General features: G+C 46.8%; 13 protein-coding genes. 3 read left to right on the forward strand and 10 right to left on the reverse strand.

What is annotated here, in order from left to right:
• The first annotated feature begins 58 nt into the window (after nucleotides 1-58).
• Together BST96_RS19005 and BST96_RS19010 are read left to right on the forward strand one after the other, a co-directional pair.
• Complete coding sequence (locus tag BST96_RS19005) at nucleotides 59-811, forward strand: flagellar brake protein (RefSeq protein ID WP_085760204.1); 753 nt, start codon at nucleotides 59-61, stop codon at nucleotides 809-811.
• Complete coding sequence (locus tag BST96_RS19010) at nucleotides 804-1,904, forward strand: polysaccharide deacetylase family protein (RefSeq protein ID WP_085760205.1); 1,101 nt, start codon at nucleotides 804-806, stop codon at nucleotides 1,902-1,904. Before BST96_RS19005 ends, BST96_RS19010 begins: the two co-directional genes overlap by 8 nt.
• Here the strand turns inward: BST96_RS19010 and BST96_RS19015 are convergent.
• From BST96_RS19015 to BST96_RS19045, 7 genes are all read right to left on the reverse strand, one after another.
• Nucleotides 1,901-3,085 (reverse strand): sterol desaturase family protein, encoded by a 1,185-nt coding sequence (locus BST96_RS19015; RefSeq protein ID WP_085760206.1) that lies wholly within the window; start codon nucleotides 3,083-3,085, stop codon nucleotides 1,901-1,903. The genes BST96_RS19010 and BST96_RS19015 overlap by 4 nt on opposite strands.
• 12 nt (nucleotides 3,086-3,097) lie before the next feature.
• Complete coding sequence (locus BST96_RS21345) at nucleotides 3,098-3,733, reverse strand: TonB-dependent receptor domain-containing protein (protein ID WP_169714043.1); 636 nt, start codon at nucleotides 3,731-3,733, stop codon at nucleotides 3,098-3,100.
• The gene (locus BST96_RS19025; protein ID WP_085760208.1) at nucleotides 3,730-5,301 is read right to left on the reverse strand and encodes a TonB-dependent receptor; all 1,572 of its coding nucleotides are present in this window, start codon (nucleotides 5,299-5,301) and stop codon (nucleotides 3,730-3,732) included. Before BST96_RS19025 ends, BST96_RS21345 begins: the two co-directional genes overlap by 4 nt.
• Before the next feature lie 38 nt (nucleotides 5,302-5,339).
• Nucleotides 5,340-5,993, reverse strand: a complete 654-nt coding sequence (locus tag BST96_RS19030; protein WP_085760209.1) for a lysoplasmalogenase — start codon at nucleotides 5,991-5,993, stop codon at nucleotides 5,340-5,342.
• An 89-nt stretch (nucleotides 5,994-6,082) separates the two neighbouring features.
• Nucleotides 6,083-6,871, reverse strand: a complete 789-nt coding sequence (locus BST96_RS19035; RefSeq protein ID WP_085760210.1) for a glucosaminidase domain-containing protein — start codon at nucleotides 6,869-6,871, stop codon at nucleotides 6,083-6,085.
• A 149-nt stretch (nucleotides 6,872-7,020) separates the two neighbouring features.
• On the reverse strand, nucleotides 7,021-9,513 hold the full coding sequence (locus BST96_RS19040) for an ABC transporter permease (RefSeq protein WP_085760211.1): 2,493 nt from the start codon (nucleotides 9,511-9,513) through the stop codon (nucleotides 7,021-7,023).
• Entirely contained in the window at nucleotides 9,513-10,220 is a 708-nt protein-coding gene (locus BST96_RS19045; protein ID WP_085760212.1) for an ABC transporter ATP-binding protein, read from the reverse strand. The genes BST96_RS19040 and BST96_RS19045 overlap by 1 nt, the downstream gene beginning before the upstream one ends.
• Nucleotides 10,221-10,252: 32 nt before the next feature.
• Between BST96_RS19045 and BST96_RS19050 the strand changes: the two genes are divergently transcribed.
• Nucleotides 10,253-10,912 (forward strand): arylesterase, encoded by a 660-nt coding sequence (locus BST96_RS19050; RefSeq protein WP_085760213.1) that lies wholly within the window; start codon nucleotides 10,253-10,255, stop codon nucleotides 10,910-10,912.
• 170 nt (nucleotides 10,913-11,082) lie between these two features.
• On the opposite strand, the gene BST96_RS19055 is transcribed toward BST96_RS19050, so the two are convergent.
• From BST96_RS19055 to recQ, 3 genes are all read right to left on the reverse strand, one after another.
• Entirely contained in the window at nucleotides 11,083-12,123 is a 1,041-nt protein-coding gene (locus tag BST96_RS19055; RefSeq protein ID WP_085760214.1) for an acyltransferase family protein, read from the reverse strand.
• Between the two features lie 268 nt (nucleotides 12,124-12,391).
• Nucleotides 12,392-13,120: a M48 family metallopeptidase gene (locus tag BST96_RS19060; protein WP_085760215.1), complete on the reverse strand. Its 729-nt coding sequence runs from the start codon at nucleotides 13,118-13,120 to the stop codon at nucleotides 12,392-12,394.
• Nucleotides 13,117-14,937 (reverse strand): DNA helicase RecQ, encoded by a 1,821-nt coding sequence (gene recQ / locus BST96_RS19065; protein WP_085760216.1) that lies wholly within the window; start codon nucleotides 14,935-14,937, stop codon nucleotides 13,117-13,119. Before recQ ends, BST96_RS19060 begins: the two co-directional genes overlap by 4 nt.
• Between the last annotated feature and the right edge of the window lie 112 nt (nucleotides 14,938-15,049).

Genomic DNA, 15,049 nt, shown 5'->3' on the forward strand with positions numbered 1-15,049 from the left:
ACCTGCCGATTAAATAGTATTAAGAGGAATAATTTAACACTACGCCGTCCAAATCAACATGACTTTTATACAATCAATCATTAAAAAAATTCTGCCTAATAGTGAGCAGGAAAACACCGGCACTGAAGATCACTATCTTCAGTTGGAACGACTGCGTATTGATCACGACTGGATTACCGCCAAGGTCACTAAAAATGGTGAGGTTTACCAAAGCCTGATCCTGCAAGTGGATATTGAACATAACGAACTGCTGATAGATGAACTCTACCCTCCCGATAAACTCGACCACATCGAACCCGGCGATACCGTTGAAATCTATAGCCAAAATACCAGCAAGCCGGTTAATTTTTACAGCCGTATTCTGGCCCGGGAAACTGAAGGAGATGAAGCACGCTGGCGCTTGGAATTACCTGCTGAAGTAGGCCGTAATCAAAGTCGCAGCGCCTACCGTGTTTATGTTGAAAGTGAGCAAGATTTGGAAATCGAACTCTATAGTGATAACGAGCCCATGCTGGATGTACGTATTATTAATATTTCCGCTGAGGGTATTAAGCTTAGCTTTGCCGAAGAGATCAAAGACCTCATAAAAGACGGTCAGGAATTCACCGACTGTATCATTCGCCTGCCTACCGGCTTTGATATTGACTGCGATATTGTACTGCGCAACCTATACAGTATTCGCACACCGCTACCCCACATTTTAGGCGGCGGTAAACTCACCATTGCCAACCCCCAACATCGCGTAAAATTACAGCAATACCTCGCTTCAGTACAGCGGCAACAGCGTCGCAGGGAAACCCGCATTGCATAAACACTTATTATTATCGTTAGTTGTCTGGCTAAGCTGCGGGCTACTCAGCCAGGCTAGCTATGCTGAAGATGTACTACCCAATCATGCTGTTGTTATGCTTTATCACCATGTTGCTGATAATACGCCCGCCATTACCAGTATCAGCCCGGAGAATTTTCAGCAGCAGCTAAGCTATTTGGCGGATAATGATTTTCACGTTTGGCCCCTGGAAAAAATCGTTAAGCATTTGCAAGCCGACCAGACAATGCCTGACAAGGTGGTAGCTATCACCTTTGATGATAGCTACCAATCCGTTTATGACACAGCCTACCCTCTGCTAAAAAAACGCCAGTGGCCCTTCACCATTTTTGTCAGTACGGACGCTGTGGACGGTAACTTTAATCGACAAACCAGCTGGGAGCAGCTGCGGACGATGGCCCGGAATGGTGCCACCATTGCCAACCATAGTGCCACTCACCGGCATTTACTGCACCCCATCAAGCCACAGGAAAGCAAACAGCAATGGCTACAACGGGTAGAAAAAGATATCAATAGAGCCCAGCAGCGTATTCAAACAGAGATAGGCCACAGCCCTAAATTGTTTGCCTACCCCTATGGTGAATATAATCCAGCACTGGCAAAGCTGCTTAAGCAGATGGGCTATATTGCTTTTGGCCAACAGTCGGGCGCGATTGGCAGCCACAGTGATTTTACCGCACTGCCTCGCTACCCATTTTCGGGCAACTATAGCTCACTGGATGATTTTGCCCTCAAGGCGATGACACTGCCCTTCCCCGTCAAAGGGCTGATAGCTCCGATCAATCCATTAAGCCATCATCAACAGCAACCCACCCTTAAATTAAAATTAGCCGAGGATGTATTATTCCAACAGTCCCTTGGCAATCTGCAATGTTTTGCCAGTTACCAAGGCAAAATTAATACGCAGCTACAGGAGGCATTAACACTGGTAGTCGGTGCAAATAAAGCTATTCCCGCAGGTCGCTCGCGCTATAACTGTACTAGCAGTATCAGCCACCAGGGGCAGCAGCGTTTTTATTGGTATTCACATGCCTGGATACGTCTGGATAAGAATAATCAATGGATTTTGGATTAGCTGGCTATCGATTTTGCCCGGCTTAGCCAGTAAAAAACCACTATGGATAGTAAGCAGGCAATGGTTACAGCGAACCACAAAGCCGGATAGATAAAATAGGCTAATACTGGAATCAGCAATAAACGGAGATATTCAAACCAGCGATAACCCCCTTCAAATATCCAACCTAAACTGATTAGCGATATCAGCAACATAACAAACAAGCCCAGCACCGCGGCAAAAGGCAGTTCAGCTGAGCCGTAAATCAATACCACCGCCAGAACCACGGCCAACGCAAACTGAGCAAGAATATAATTACGTAAACCACTCGTTACTTCAGGGTTATAGTGCTGGCCCAAATGCAGCGGCCCTTTATCAATATCCGGTGGACTATAGGCTGTGCGGCCAAACCATACCCGCCATTTATCCGCCCATAATGCCGTTGTCCAGCTATCTTGCAGCATCGACCAATAGACATGCACATTGGCCCAGAGTGGATTCCAACTATTGAGGCCACGAGTAATACCATAGTCTACGGCTTGTTCGGGGTCTTCACGCTGATAGGTGCCAAATAAACGGTCCCAGACAATAAAGACACCGCCATAATTTCTGTCAATATAATGGGCATTTCTAGCATGATGAACCCGATGATTGGACGGCGTGACCAACACCCACTCAACAGGGCCCAACTCAGGAATAAAACGGGTATGCACCCAGAACTGATAAATCAGATTAATACTGGCCACCGAAACAAACAGCTCAGCGGGCATGCCGATTAAAAAACAGGGAATATAAAATACCCAACTCAGTAAAAAACTCATACTGGTTTGGCGTAGAGCGGTACTTAAATTGTACTCTTCACTTTGGTGATGGGCGACATGAGCTGCCCAGAAAATTTTTCTTTCATGGCTGATACGGTGAAACAGATAGTAACAAAGGTCATAAAAAACAAAAGCAAAGACCCAATGCCAGGCACTAACACTTTGCCACTGGGAGAGCGAAAAATGCTGCTGCACCCAGAGATAGACCATAGCGGCAATATTAATTAACACCAATTTGCTAGTGGTGCTTAAAATACCAAGACTCAGACTATTCACCGTATCATTGGCGCGATAGTACTGAGTCCCTTTTAGCCGATCCCATGACAACTCAATAGCAATAGCCAATAAAAAAAATGGAATGGCATAAGCTACATAATCCATAGGGACTAACCTTTAAAAACTGTACTCAAGGCTGGCACCAAACGTACGATCAATAGCAGACACCGTGATCGGCGCATCAAGATCATACTTAGCCAAACCACCGGCATAGTTTAAATACTCTTCGTCAGTCAGGTTCTGACCAAACACCGCTACCTGCCATTGTGTATCGGCACTGGTCCAGGCGATACGCGCATCCACCAGACCAAATGAATCCTGCGCTTCTTCCTCAGTATTGCCCACTTCAAAATAGTATTCATCGGTCCATGAATAAGAAACCCGGTAATCAATTTCACCGCCACTGCTTAGCACCTGGTTATAGAGCAAGCTGGTACTTAACTGAAATTCAGGAGCGAGAGGCATGGTTTCGCCGGAAAGATCGGTGGGGATATTATCAATCGCCGGAGAGAACTCATCGAACTCAGCATTCAGGTAGTTACCACTGACCAATAACTGCAAGCTTTCGGTCATTAACCAGGTCATATCAAACTCAATACCCTGCCCGGTGGCTTCACCGGCATTGCGAATAACCACCAGCGCCCCTTCAATATTATTGACCTGCAAATCTTCATAGTCGTAATAAAAATAGGCCGCATTGAATTGCAGGCGATTTTCTAACCAACTGCTTTTATTACCCAGCTCATAGCTCACCACATACTCGGGATCAAAATCATTATTAGGCAGAAAGCTGTTAAAGCCCCTGACTTATAGCCCCTTGAAGCCGAGGCATAAAACATATTCTCATCAGTCTGATTCCAGCGCACGACGGCACGAGGTGTCCATGCATCCCAGCTTTCATCGTTTTCGGCAGGCTCCGCGGTCTGATAAACAATGCCGGGGAAATCCTGAGTGCCAAAAAAGACTTTCTTATCGGGCTCAGGGCCGTTACTGGCCAAATAGTGATCTTTTTCATCCAGAGAATAACGTAAGCCCAGCGTTAACTCCCACTGCGGGGCAAAATCCCATGTCGCATCACCATAAACCGCATAGCTATAGTATTCACCGTTATTCTCCAGAGTTTCAAAATAGTCTTCACCATCGGGAAAATCCGGGAGAATAAAGGGCGCTATTAGCGGCTCGCGGTCTTGAATCACATATTTAACCGTTTCATTGGTAGATTCCAATAAAGAGCCCTGAGAGACATCCTCATAAAAAATACTGGCCCCAGCAAACCAAATCCAGTCACCGCCATTATCAAAATTTAAACGAAACTCCTGACTGTACTGCTCTGCCTGCATAAAAATATTGGTACGCAAACGTGCATCACGGCTGCCGGTACCGGTGGCATCTTTTCTGGAGTCATAATCGGTGTCACGGTAGGCGGTGACCGATTTAAAGGTATAGTCACCCAAGTCCCAACTTAAATGTACCGAGGCATCATAAAGCTCTCTGGCTTCCAAACCCTTTTTACCCAGATCACTATTGATATTGTCATAGGCATCACCGTTGGCATACAGCGGATTTGTCGACTGCGGACCACGGGAAATCACATCCACATCGTCATAGGATAATTTAAACATGGCTTCAAAATTATCCTGTGGACGATAAACTGCTAATAGCTTAACACTGGAGTTATCTTCATTTTCAACTTCGCTATCGTCAAAGTCATTATCCTTCCAACCATCGCGCTTATTGATCAAACCGGAGACTCGCATAGCAAACTCGTCTGTTACTGGTACTTCAACACTGGCATCCAGTCGGCGCTTGTTATAGCTGCCACCCTCTACTTTGACCTTGCCTGCCAATTCATCACCGGGCCGTTTTGAGGTAATACTGACAGCACCACCGATAGTATTACGACCAAATAATGTACCCTGCGGACCTTTAAGAATTTCTACCCGCTCTGCATCGGCCAAATCCGATAAGGCACCGTGAATACGGCCCACATAAACATCATCGATAAAAACACCCACACTGGTATCACCACCCACACCAAAATCGTTAGAACCGATACCACGAATATAAATGTTGGGTTCACCCTGTGTGGTGTTTTGTACGGTTAGCGATGGCGTGTATTTAACCAGATCATCCAGCAGCTCGGCATTGGCACTTTTGATAAAGTCTCCCTGGAAAGCAGTGATAGCAATAGGCACATCCTGCAAGCCCTGCTCACGTTTCTGGGCAGACACCACCACCTCTTCAATCTGGTAATCCGCAACAGCAGTCTGTGTGGCTATAACCGCAGCGATAGTCGTGGATAAAAGGGTTTTATTCATCATAGTTGTTTCCCCGAAATACTTATGCCATCAATAAACGGCTATAAGTATGACTGTTTTATTGTTGTTTTAGTTGTTGTTTTAGTTGTAGTAGTAGTTGTTGTTGTTTGAATAACCGACAGCGTTATCAAACTCTGCGCTAAATAATACGTCACCATAATCGCCAACACACTATAGCCAAGCGGCGCTATAAATTGATGCCAGGCCAAAATAAAATCTGACACCAAAAAACTGTATACGCCTAGCAAACCCCAGTTATTTACCAAAGTGCTGCGACAGGCCAATATAGCCATCACAAAAATAACCAACAAATAGGCTGCCACAGGTATCTGTAAATCACCGCTTCCCGGTACGATTAGCCAGACGGATATTGCCAGCAATACTAGCATAGGCAGCGCTATAGCCCAGCGCATCTTAGTCGGCGAGCTAAGCCATAGTGTTATATATAAGCAATGACCTATCAGGAAGGCGACAAGGCCTGGAATAAAATAACCCAGCGCCAAAATAACATCACCACAGCCGCCTAGACATAAAGCGGCAATTAACAGGGGACGGTTAGCCGCTTGGCGGCAGGCCCAGAGAATCAGGATAACAATGGGAAGCACTTTAAAGAACGCTGCCACCATAGGCTCAGCGTCAGCAAAGAAGGCAATATAATTGCCTGCCAGCAGTAAAGAGGCAGCGAGATAAAACAACGTAAATCACCGGATTGTATTTATTATAGGCCTAGCAGTGTAAGTGACTTGGGTCGGCAAGGCTATAACATTTAAGAGCATAAATAGCCCTAAAGGGTGTCATATTGCCCCAGTTTATTGATCCGGATCATCTGCTGTAACTCGTCCACATAGGCTTCACCGCGGCTGGAGTACTTTAGCAGCCCCTGAGCCAATAGCTGCCCGGTGACCGGCTTTGCCTCTTTGCGGTTTGTGGCGCGTAGCGCCCGTAGCGGGATATAGGCGGCATTGGTATTTAAATTATGGATATAACTTTGCACAGATTGCCGAGGGCTGGAAAATTTTGCCACCTCGTGATTGGCACCATTGTCACGCCCACTGGGCACAATACCGCAGCCTTTTTTAAAACACCACTGGCCAAATAAGTTATTACCTTTAACCGCAAAACGAGAGGTACCCCAGGCAGACTCATTGGCTGACTGGGACAGGGCCAATGACGGTGGAATGGTATCGACTTTTAATAATAAATCACTAATGAGCTTTTCATTCGCAGCGGCGGCATCTTTTATACGATAAAATCCGGCGAGCTCTTGCAGCCAATCTTCTTCACTGCCGGTTAATTGATTGGCCTCAGCTTTCAGGCCCATCAACGCTACACGCAAAGCGGCGATACGCTGATTTTCCTGCTCAACCAATGGCAGCATAAAAGCAAAAAAGGCAGATTTCTTTTCTTTAACCTGGGTATATTGAGTGAAGTCCGGAAGCTCTGGTTCACCAATTAAAGCTGTTTTAGGAGCTACATCTGGCAGTGTAGTTTTACTGATGCCCATTACTAAATAAAAACCAACGGCACATGCTAAAAGAACAACAACAAAGAAAACCTGATTATGGCGAGACATTAGCTACCTTCCAATAGAGTGAAGCAGCGATGGTACTGAAATTGCCAATAGCCCTCAACCACTAATACAGGAAGTCAGCCTGTAGGGTGAATTAAAATCTACCAACCTATAACCAAAAGGTGGATTTCAATCCACCCTGCATAAGGAGCTTATAATTCTCTCAATACCTCTATAGGAGGCGTATTAACTACCTTACGGCAGGTAACATAGCCCGCAGTACCTATAAGTATTGCGCCCACAACGGGACCTGCCAACCAGACCCAGGGATGAAATACATATTCCATACGCAACAGATATTCTTGCAAACCATAGACCGAAAGCTCTGCGGAAAATGCAGCCAGGAAACCAGCCAGCAAACCTAGCGATGAGAATTCAATCACCAAGCTACCCAACACCAGCTCGCGTTTGGCACCCAGCGTTCTTAACACTGCACTTTCCTGATAGCGACTATCAAGGCTGGCCTGTACACTGGCGATCAATACCAATAGACCACTGACAATAATCAAACCCAGCACCAACTCCACCGCACTACTCACCTGGGTAATAATGGTCCGAATTTGCTTAATCACCGAATCCATTTCTATCACGGTAATGGTAGGGAAATCTCGCAAAAACTGATTTAAAAACCGCTTCTGCTCCGACGGTAAATAAAAGCTGGTCATATAGGTAGCGGGATACTGATTTAACAAACCGGATGGAAACAGCATATAAAAGTTAGGCTTCATGGTATCCCAGTCCAACTCTCTGATACTGGTCACGGTAACCACTAAACGCTCGCTGCCAATCAGAAACTCCATTTTATCCCCAACATTAATCTGTAAACGCTGGGCCAGACTTTTCTCCATCGATACCTCTGGCGCGGTAGAACCTTCACTCCACCATTCACCGTCGACAATAATATTGTCGCTGGGTAAATTATCTGACCAGCTTAAGTTAAGCTCACGGTCCAGACTATTTTGTGCTGAAGGGTCGGTCTTGCTGGCACGCTTGGCCACCGCCTCGTCATTGACCTGAGTCAGGCGGCCACGGACCATGGGGTAAATAGGCTCACTTTCCAATTGATTGGTCGCCAGCAGAGTACGCAATGAGGTGACTTCGTTTTCTGCCACATTAACCAAAAAGTGATTCGGGGTACCTTCCGGCAATTGCACCTGCCACTCTTCAATCAGGGAACTGCGTATCAAGGCCAATAGCAGCAGTAGCATAATAGCTAGGGAAAAAATCACTGACTGTATGGCATTTTGAAAACCGCGACGGCGCATTGAGGCCAGCGCCAAACGCCAGCTACTACCCGCTTGCATTCCCACCTTGGCGGTACCACGTAATAAATACCAGGCAACAGCACCGACAATAACAAAGGTCAAACCCACACCGGCTAATACCGCTAAGGTAAGCGTTAAATTAGCGCTATACCAGAACATTAACAGGCCAATACCAACCACACCAATACCATATGTCACCACATTACTGAGACCGCTATTGGGCAAATCCCGACGCAATACCCGCAGTGGAGAGGCGCCCTGCAAGCTTAATAAGGGAGGCAAAGCAAAAGCCAGCAAACACACCAGAGCTGTTACTGAGCCGATAATAAAGGGGCGTAAGGTCACCTCTGGCATCGAGGTAACATCAAAGTAATCTTGCAATATTCGAATAAACATTTCCTGAATAAACCAGCCAAGACCACAGCCAACTAACAGGGCAATGAGGGCGAGCAGCAGTAAATTGCCAATATAGATTCTCATGACTCTGGCAGATGTTGCCCCCAGGGATTTCATCATCGCCACATAATCATAGTGACGCTCGCTATAGCGTCTGGCGGCAAGCGCTATTGCAATACCGGCAAGGCCAACCCCCATCGCGCCGGCCAATAATAAAAACTGCTCTGCCCGTTGCAGGGACTGGGAAATTCTGGGCTGGGTATCTTTTAGGTTTAGCCATTTATGGGAGGGCTGCATTTGCACTTTCAGCCACTCGCCATAGCTGGACAGTAAACTGGCATCACCGGAAAATAGATAGCGGTATTCAACACGACTGCCGGGCTGAACGATATCGGTGGCGGGAATATCGGCAATATTCATTAGTACTCTGGCACCAAAGCCAAAACCGTTGCCGCCACGGTCAGGTTCATTGACCACCACCTTACTAATCAGCAGCTTGGCTTCTCCGACAAAAAGGCTCTCGCCAATTTTAAGGTCCATTAAGGGCAATAAGCGGGGGTCTAACCAGACTTCTCCACGGGGAGGTGAAGCAGTGGTTTTAACACTGACGCCAAAGGCTTCATCGCTAACGTCCAATTGGCCCCGCAGAGGGTAGCTATCACTTACCGCCTTAACGGAGGCTAACTGCATAGGGGCATCCACTGCTTCACCAGCGTAGACCATCGACTGGAAACTTAATACTTCCGCCTGCTGCAAACCGACTTTTTCCGCCTGTTGCAACCAAAGCTGATCGACCGGGCGAGGACTTTGTAAAACCCGATCGGCGGCAAGAAAACTGCTGCTCTGGGCAACAATACCTTGCTGCAAGCGATCGGCAAATAGAGAGATACCGGTAACTATGGCAACAGCAATTACAATGGAAGAGGCTAAAACGCCGAGTTCACCGCCACGCCAATCGCGCCATAATAAACGCAAGGCAAACATTAATTTTGGCCCGAAACTGAAGCGACTACACTGGGCTTATTACGTTTGTCAGCAACAATTTCACCACCCTCTAACTGAATACTGCGCTGACAGCGATCAGCAAGGCGTTGTTCATGGGTGACCAAGACTAAGGTGGCACCCTCTTCCCGGTTAAGCTCAAACAATAAATCGATCACCTGTGCCCCGGTGGCGGTATCCAGATTACCCGTTGGTTCATCGGCAAATAGAATCTGTGGTTGTGACGCAAAGGCTCTGGCCAGGGCAACGCGCTGCTGCTCTCCACCGGAGAGCTGTTTGGGATAGTGATTAAAACGGTGATCCAGGCCTACACGCTGCAAATATTTTTCCGCCAGGCCGCGGGCGCCAGCCACACCATTTAACTCGGCGGGCAGCATCACATTTTCCAACGCAGTTAAGCTGGGTAGTAACTGGAAAGACTGAAAGACAAAGCCGACTAAATCAGCACGTACTGTGGCGCGTTCATCTTCGGTCAACGCGGTGATATCGCGACCATCCAAGGTGATCGAACCGCTGCTGGGAATATCCAGCCCGGCCAGCAGCCCTAGCAGGGTTGATTTACCGGAACCGGAAGAACCGACAATCGCCAAAGTTTCCCCCTGCTTGATTTCCAGATCAATCCCTTTCAATATGCACAGGGAACCTTCGGAGGTTGCGACGGTTTTTTCTATATTTTTTGCGTTTATCATTACAGTCATCTTAATAATTAGATTGGTTTGCTATGTTGCTATATTTTAAACACTTTACCAGACAGGTTACTAAACACTGCCTGCTTGCTATCACACTCTGTGCATTCACCCTGTCATGCTGGGCGGCTGAGGCCGCTAAACCGGTCTCCATTATGGTACTGGGCGACAGTATCAGTGCTGCCTTTGGTATAGCCCGTGAAGATGGCTGGGTTAACCTGCTGGACCAGCATTTAATCAATGACCACCCCGATACCGACTATAAAGTGATCAATGCCAGTATCAGCGGCGAAACCACCGGTGGCGGCCTATCGCGCCTGCCCAAGTTATTAGCCAACCATAAGCCCAATATCGTAATTATCGAATTAGGCGGCAATGACGGCCTTAGGGGCTACCCTATCAAGACGTTACGGGGCAACCTCGATCAAATGGTTAGCCTGTCAAAACAGGCCAATGCCCGGGTATTAGTGGCCGGGATGCAAATCCCCCCCAACTACGGACCGCGCTACACTCAACAGTTCTACGATAGTTTTGGCAAAATAGCTCAAAAATATGACACTGCATTGCTACCTTTTTTGCTTGAGGGCATCGCTTTAAGCCCCGGATTGATGCAAAAAGACGGTATTCACCCTACCGCACCAGCCCAGCCATTGATACTACAAAACGTGTTACCGCATTTGAAGGAATTACTGTAGATGCGGGGTTAAGAATTGTTAATCACCAGCCCCCCAGCCAGACGGCAGTCACAGAGTCTTTGAGGGAACTTGGCGGCAGGATAAACAGCCCCCCTTAGGGAGCTATTTGCCAGCAGCAGGCGCTGACGCCTACCGCATAGACAATGTGGCTCCGGGGCGCAAAAAGTCGTTTACCCTTCCCTGGAGGATAGGCTCTTCAAGAATTTAGACCTATCGACTATAGACAGCAAATAATTTTTCATCGGGGTTGCCATGGGTTTTTCAACCCCTAAATGAATTAGCCATGACACAAAAATCATGAAAAAAACCACAACTACAATCATGAGTTGTTCGGGAATAGTATTGGAGTAGTAATCAATTATAGCTTTGCCTGCCACATTATGGATCAAATACAATGGGTAAGTTAACGCACCTATCGTTACCAAAACCTTGCGTGGTTTTATATTGATTTTTCCAGTACAAAGAAGATACATCAATAGATAAAAACAGCCTATGAGCGCAACTGATATCGACTGCTGCTCTATTCCAGGGTCTTTCATAAACCCTTCAGCCTGATAGAAACCATGATAACTGGAAATCAATAGCGATGAGATAAGGATAAAATAGTTATAGGTATTTTTACCCTTCGTTTGTATTAGAAAAAATGCGATACCCGCCATAAAAAAGGAAGAATAAGCCGGGGAGATAAACCACCCCATAAAAAATGGCTGGGCATAAACTGTATGCATCACCGTTAAAGCAAGCCAAATACTCAGCCAAATGGAAAACCTGTCAAACACACCAAACAGTAATAATAAAAACACACAGGCATAAAACTTCAATTCTGCCTGCAAGGTCCAGTACACTCCATCAACATCAGAGAATCCCAGATAGTCCTGTAATAGCGTTAAGTTTGCCAGTATCTGAGGCAAGCTATAAGAGTGTTCAGTTAATAAGGTCGAAACAACCACAGTAAACATTATTCCAGCCCAAAGCGCAGGATAAAGGCGGACAAATCTTGAGATACCAAACTGGATAGCCGTTCTATTATTTGCTGATAGTGCTATCACATAACCACTAATCATAAAAAATAATGGCACACCTAAATACCCAAACTTTGTTATCTCACTTAACAGTGGATAAGCCGTTGATTCGGGCCTTGAAACAAGGTGGTAAAGCACGACTGAAATAGCCGCAAAAAATCTAATAATATCTAGCGCTACAATTCTCATTACTACATCCTTAAAGCTTATTCGAAAGCTCACGACTTCTGGTTGGCTATCTATTGAGAATAATCATGCCATCCGTGAACTATGACTGTTTATTTTTATACCCTTATTGTCACACTTCAAAAAACAAGCGGTCAAACCCATGATGTAAAGCTTCCCATCACTTTATGAAATACATGACTTACATAAGGTAAAGGGGCCATTAGAATCACGGCAAGTTATGCTACCAGAGTATGGTAACACTATAAGCGCCACAAACACCGCGCCCTGCCTAAGACAGGTCTTCAATCAGTAATTCCCGCTCCCGCCAATCCGGCATTACCTGAGCCAATAGGCGGTAAAACGTTTTGCCATGGTGAAACTCTTCCAAATGGGATAATTCATGAGTAATCACATAATCAATACAGGCAAGCGGCATTTTAATCAGCGATACATTAAGCGTCACATCGCCCTTGCTGGAGCAACTCCCCCAGCGACGGCGCATTTTTCGCACCGTCACCTCCGGCATAACATACTTATCCTGAAACCAATCAGGGAATACTTCAAAGCAGGCAAATAAGCGCTCTTCATAAATCGCTTCCGCCTCCTGCCGGTACCAACGGTCTAACGCTTTTTCTATTTGGGTACTATTGCTCTTATCCCTGACCGTCACCACAATCACACTGTCGCTAAAAACCACCTTGGCCCTGGGTCCTGCAACAATATGCAAAGGGTAACGCTCTCCTAAATAGGGGTGATACTGGCCATGATCAAAGCCAGGCTCAAGGGCAAGTTTAGCCAGAGCCTCACGTCGCTGCTCAATCACCCAATCAGAGCGCTGCTCAACAAAATCCATAATTTCATATTTAGGCACCCATTTAGGGGCACGCACCTCAACAGAGGCATCAGGTAATATATGCAGGGCTATGGTTTTCCGGCGCTGGCGTTTAATCTGGTAATCAAAGGACTGATCCAGATTTACGGATTGAGTTTTCTGGATTAAGCGCTGCAGAGGGTTCACACCAAATCCGCCTCAGCATGACGGCAAATCACATCAATAAAATCATTGCCATACTTATCTAATTTGCTTTCACCCACCCCGGTAATGGTCAATAAATCTATCCGCGACATAGGCCGAACCTCTAACATTTCTTTTAAGGTCGCATCATGAAAAATGACATAAGGCGGTACATTATATTCTTCGGCCAGACGTTTTCGGCACTCCCTTAAATCATCAAATAACCGTTGATGCTCAGGCTTAACCAGCGCTTTCCTGGTGGATTTTTTACCGGCCTTTTTCGCCGAAGGCGCTTTAAAGTCTTCTTTGCGTAAATGCAAAGACTGCTCGCCTTTTAATACCGGCCGGCAGATATCCGTCAACTGCAACGCACTATAGCCTTCGAGGTCAACGCGTAATAAACCCCGCACGACTAATTGGCGCACCACGGAGCGCCACTGTGCCTCATGAATATCACTGCCAATACCAAAGGTACTCAGCTGCTGATGCCCATGCTGTAATACTTTGTCTGTTTCCTTGCCCAATAACACATCCAGCACATGCACCACCCCAAAACGCTGACCGGTACGATAAACACAGGATAATAATTTTTGCGCCGCCTCACTGGCATCCCAGGTTTCAGGGGGGATCTGGCAATTATCGCAATTGCCGCAGTGGTCCGGCGCCTTATCAGCAAAATAATTGAGTAGCACCTGGCGACGACAGCTGGTGACTTCACACAGTCCCAGCATGGCATCAAGCTTATGACGCTCGGCGCGTTTAAATTGCTCCGAGCCATTGGATTGCTGCTGCATCTGTTGCAAGCGCACCACATCCTGTAAACCGTAAACCATCCAGGCTTCCGCAGGTAAGCCATCTCGGCCTGCCCTACCGGTTTCTTGATAATAGGCTTCTATACTTTTGGGTAAGTCCAAATGTGCGACAAAGCGAACATCCGGTTTATCGATCCCCATACCGAAGGCAATGGTGGCGACAATAATCACCCCATCCTCCCGTAAAAAACGGCTTTGATGGGTTTCCCGCAATTGGGGCGATAAACCCGCATGGTATGGCAGAGCGGTAAAACCCTGCTGGGTTAACCAGGCCGCGGTATCTTCCACTTTCTTGCGCGACAGGCAATAAACAATACCCGCCTCCTGTTTACGCTGCTGCAAAAAAGCCATCAACTGTTTACGGGGAGAGGTTTTATTAGCGATGCCATAGCGGATATTAGGCCGGTCAAAACCACTGATATAGGACTTGGCGTCGGTTAAAGCCAAGCGCTCAATAATTTCCTGGCGGGTACGCACATCGGCGGTAGCCGTGAGGGCAATACGGGGAATATTCGGGAAACGCTCATGCAGCAAACTTAAGGATAAGTAATCTGCTCTAAAATCATGCCCCCACTGGGAGACACAATGGGCCTCATCAATAGCAAACAGCGCCAGCTGGCAACGCTGCAGTAACTCCAGCGTACGCTCCTGTACCAGACGCTCTGGTGCGATATAGAGCAAATCCAGCTCACCAGCCAATAGCTGCTGCTCAATAAAATTCTGCTCATTAATGGCCAGAGTGGAATTTAAAAACGCCGCTTTTACCCCCAGCTGCTGCATCGCATCCACTTGGTCCTGCATCAAGGCAATTAACGGGGAAATAATCATCCCGACGCCATCACGTAACAGGGATGGAATCTGGTAACACAGCGACTTACCGCCGCCGGTAGGCATCAGCACCAGAGCATCATGACCGGCGGTGAGCTGGTCAATAATCTCCGCCTGGTGGCCGCGAAAGCTGTCATAGCCATAGAGGCTGTTTAATAGGTCTAGTGCAGTTTGCGGCATTCTGGTTATTGTCTTCATCGCATCGGACTCCTTTCCGTTAAATAAATACCCTTAAATATAAGACTTGCTCCTGAAAGTGATTTAAACAGGCTTCGGCTTTGCCTACAATAGC

It is taken from the genome of Oceanicoccus sagamiensis, assembly GCF_002117105.1.
In the GTDB taxonomy this organism is placed as follows: domain Bacteria; phylum Pseudomonadota; class Gammaproteobacteria; order Pseudomonadales; family Dasaniaceae; genus Oceanicoccus; species Oceanicoccus sagamiensis.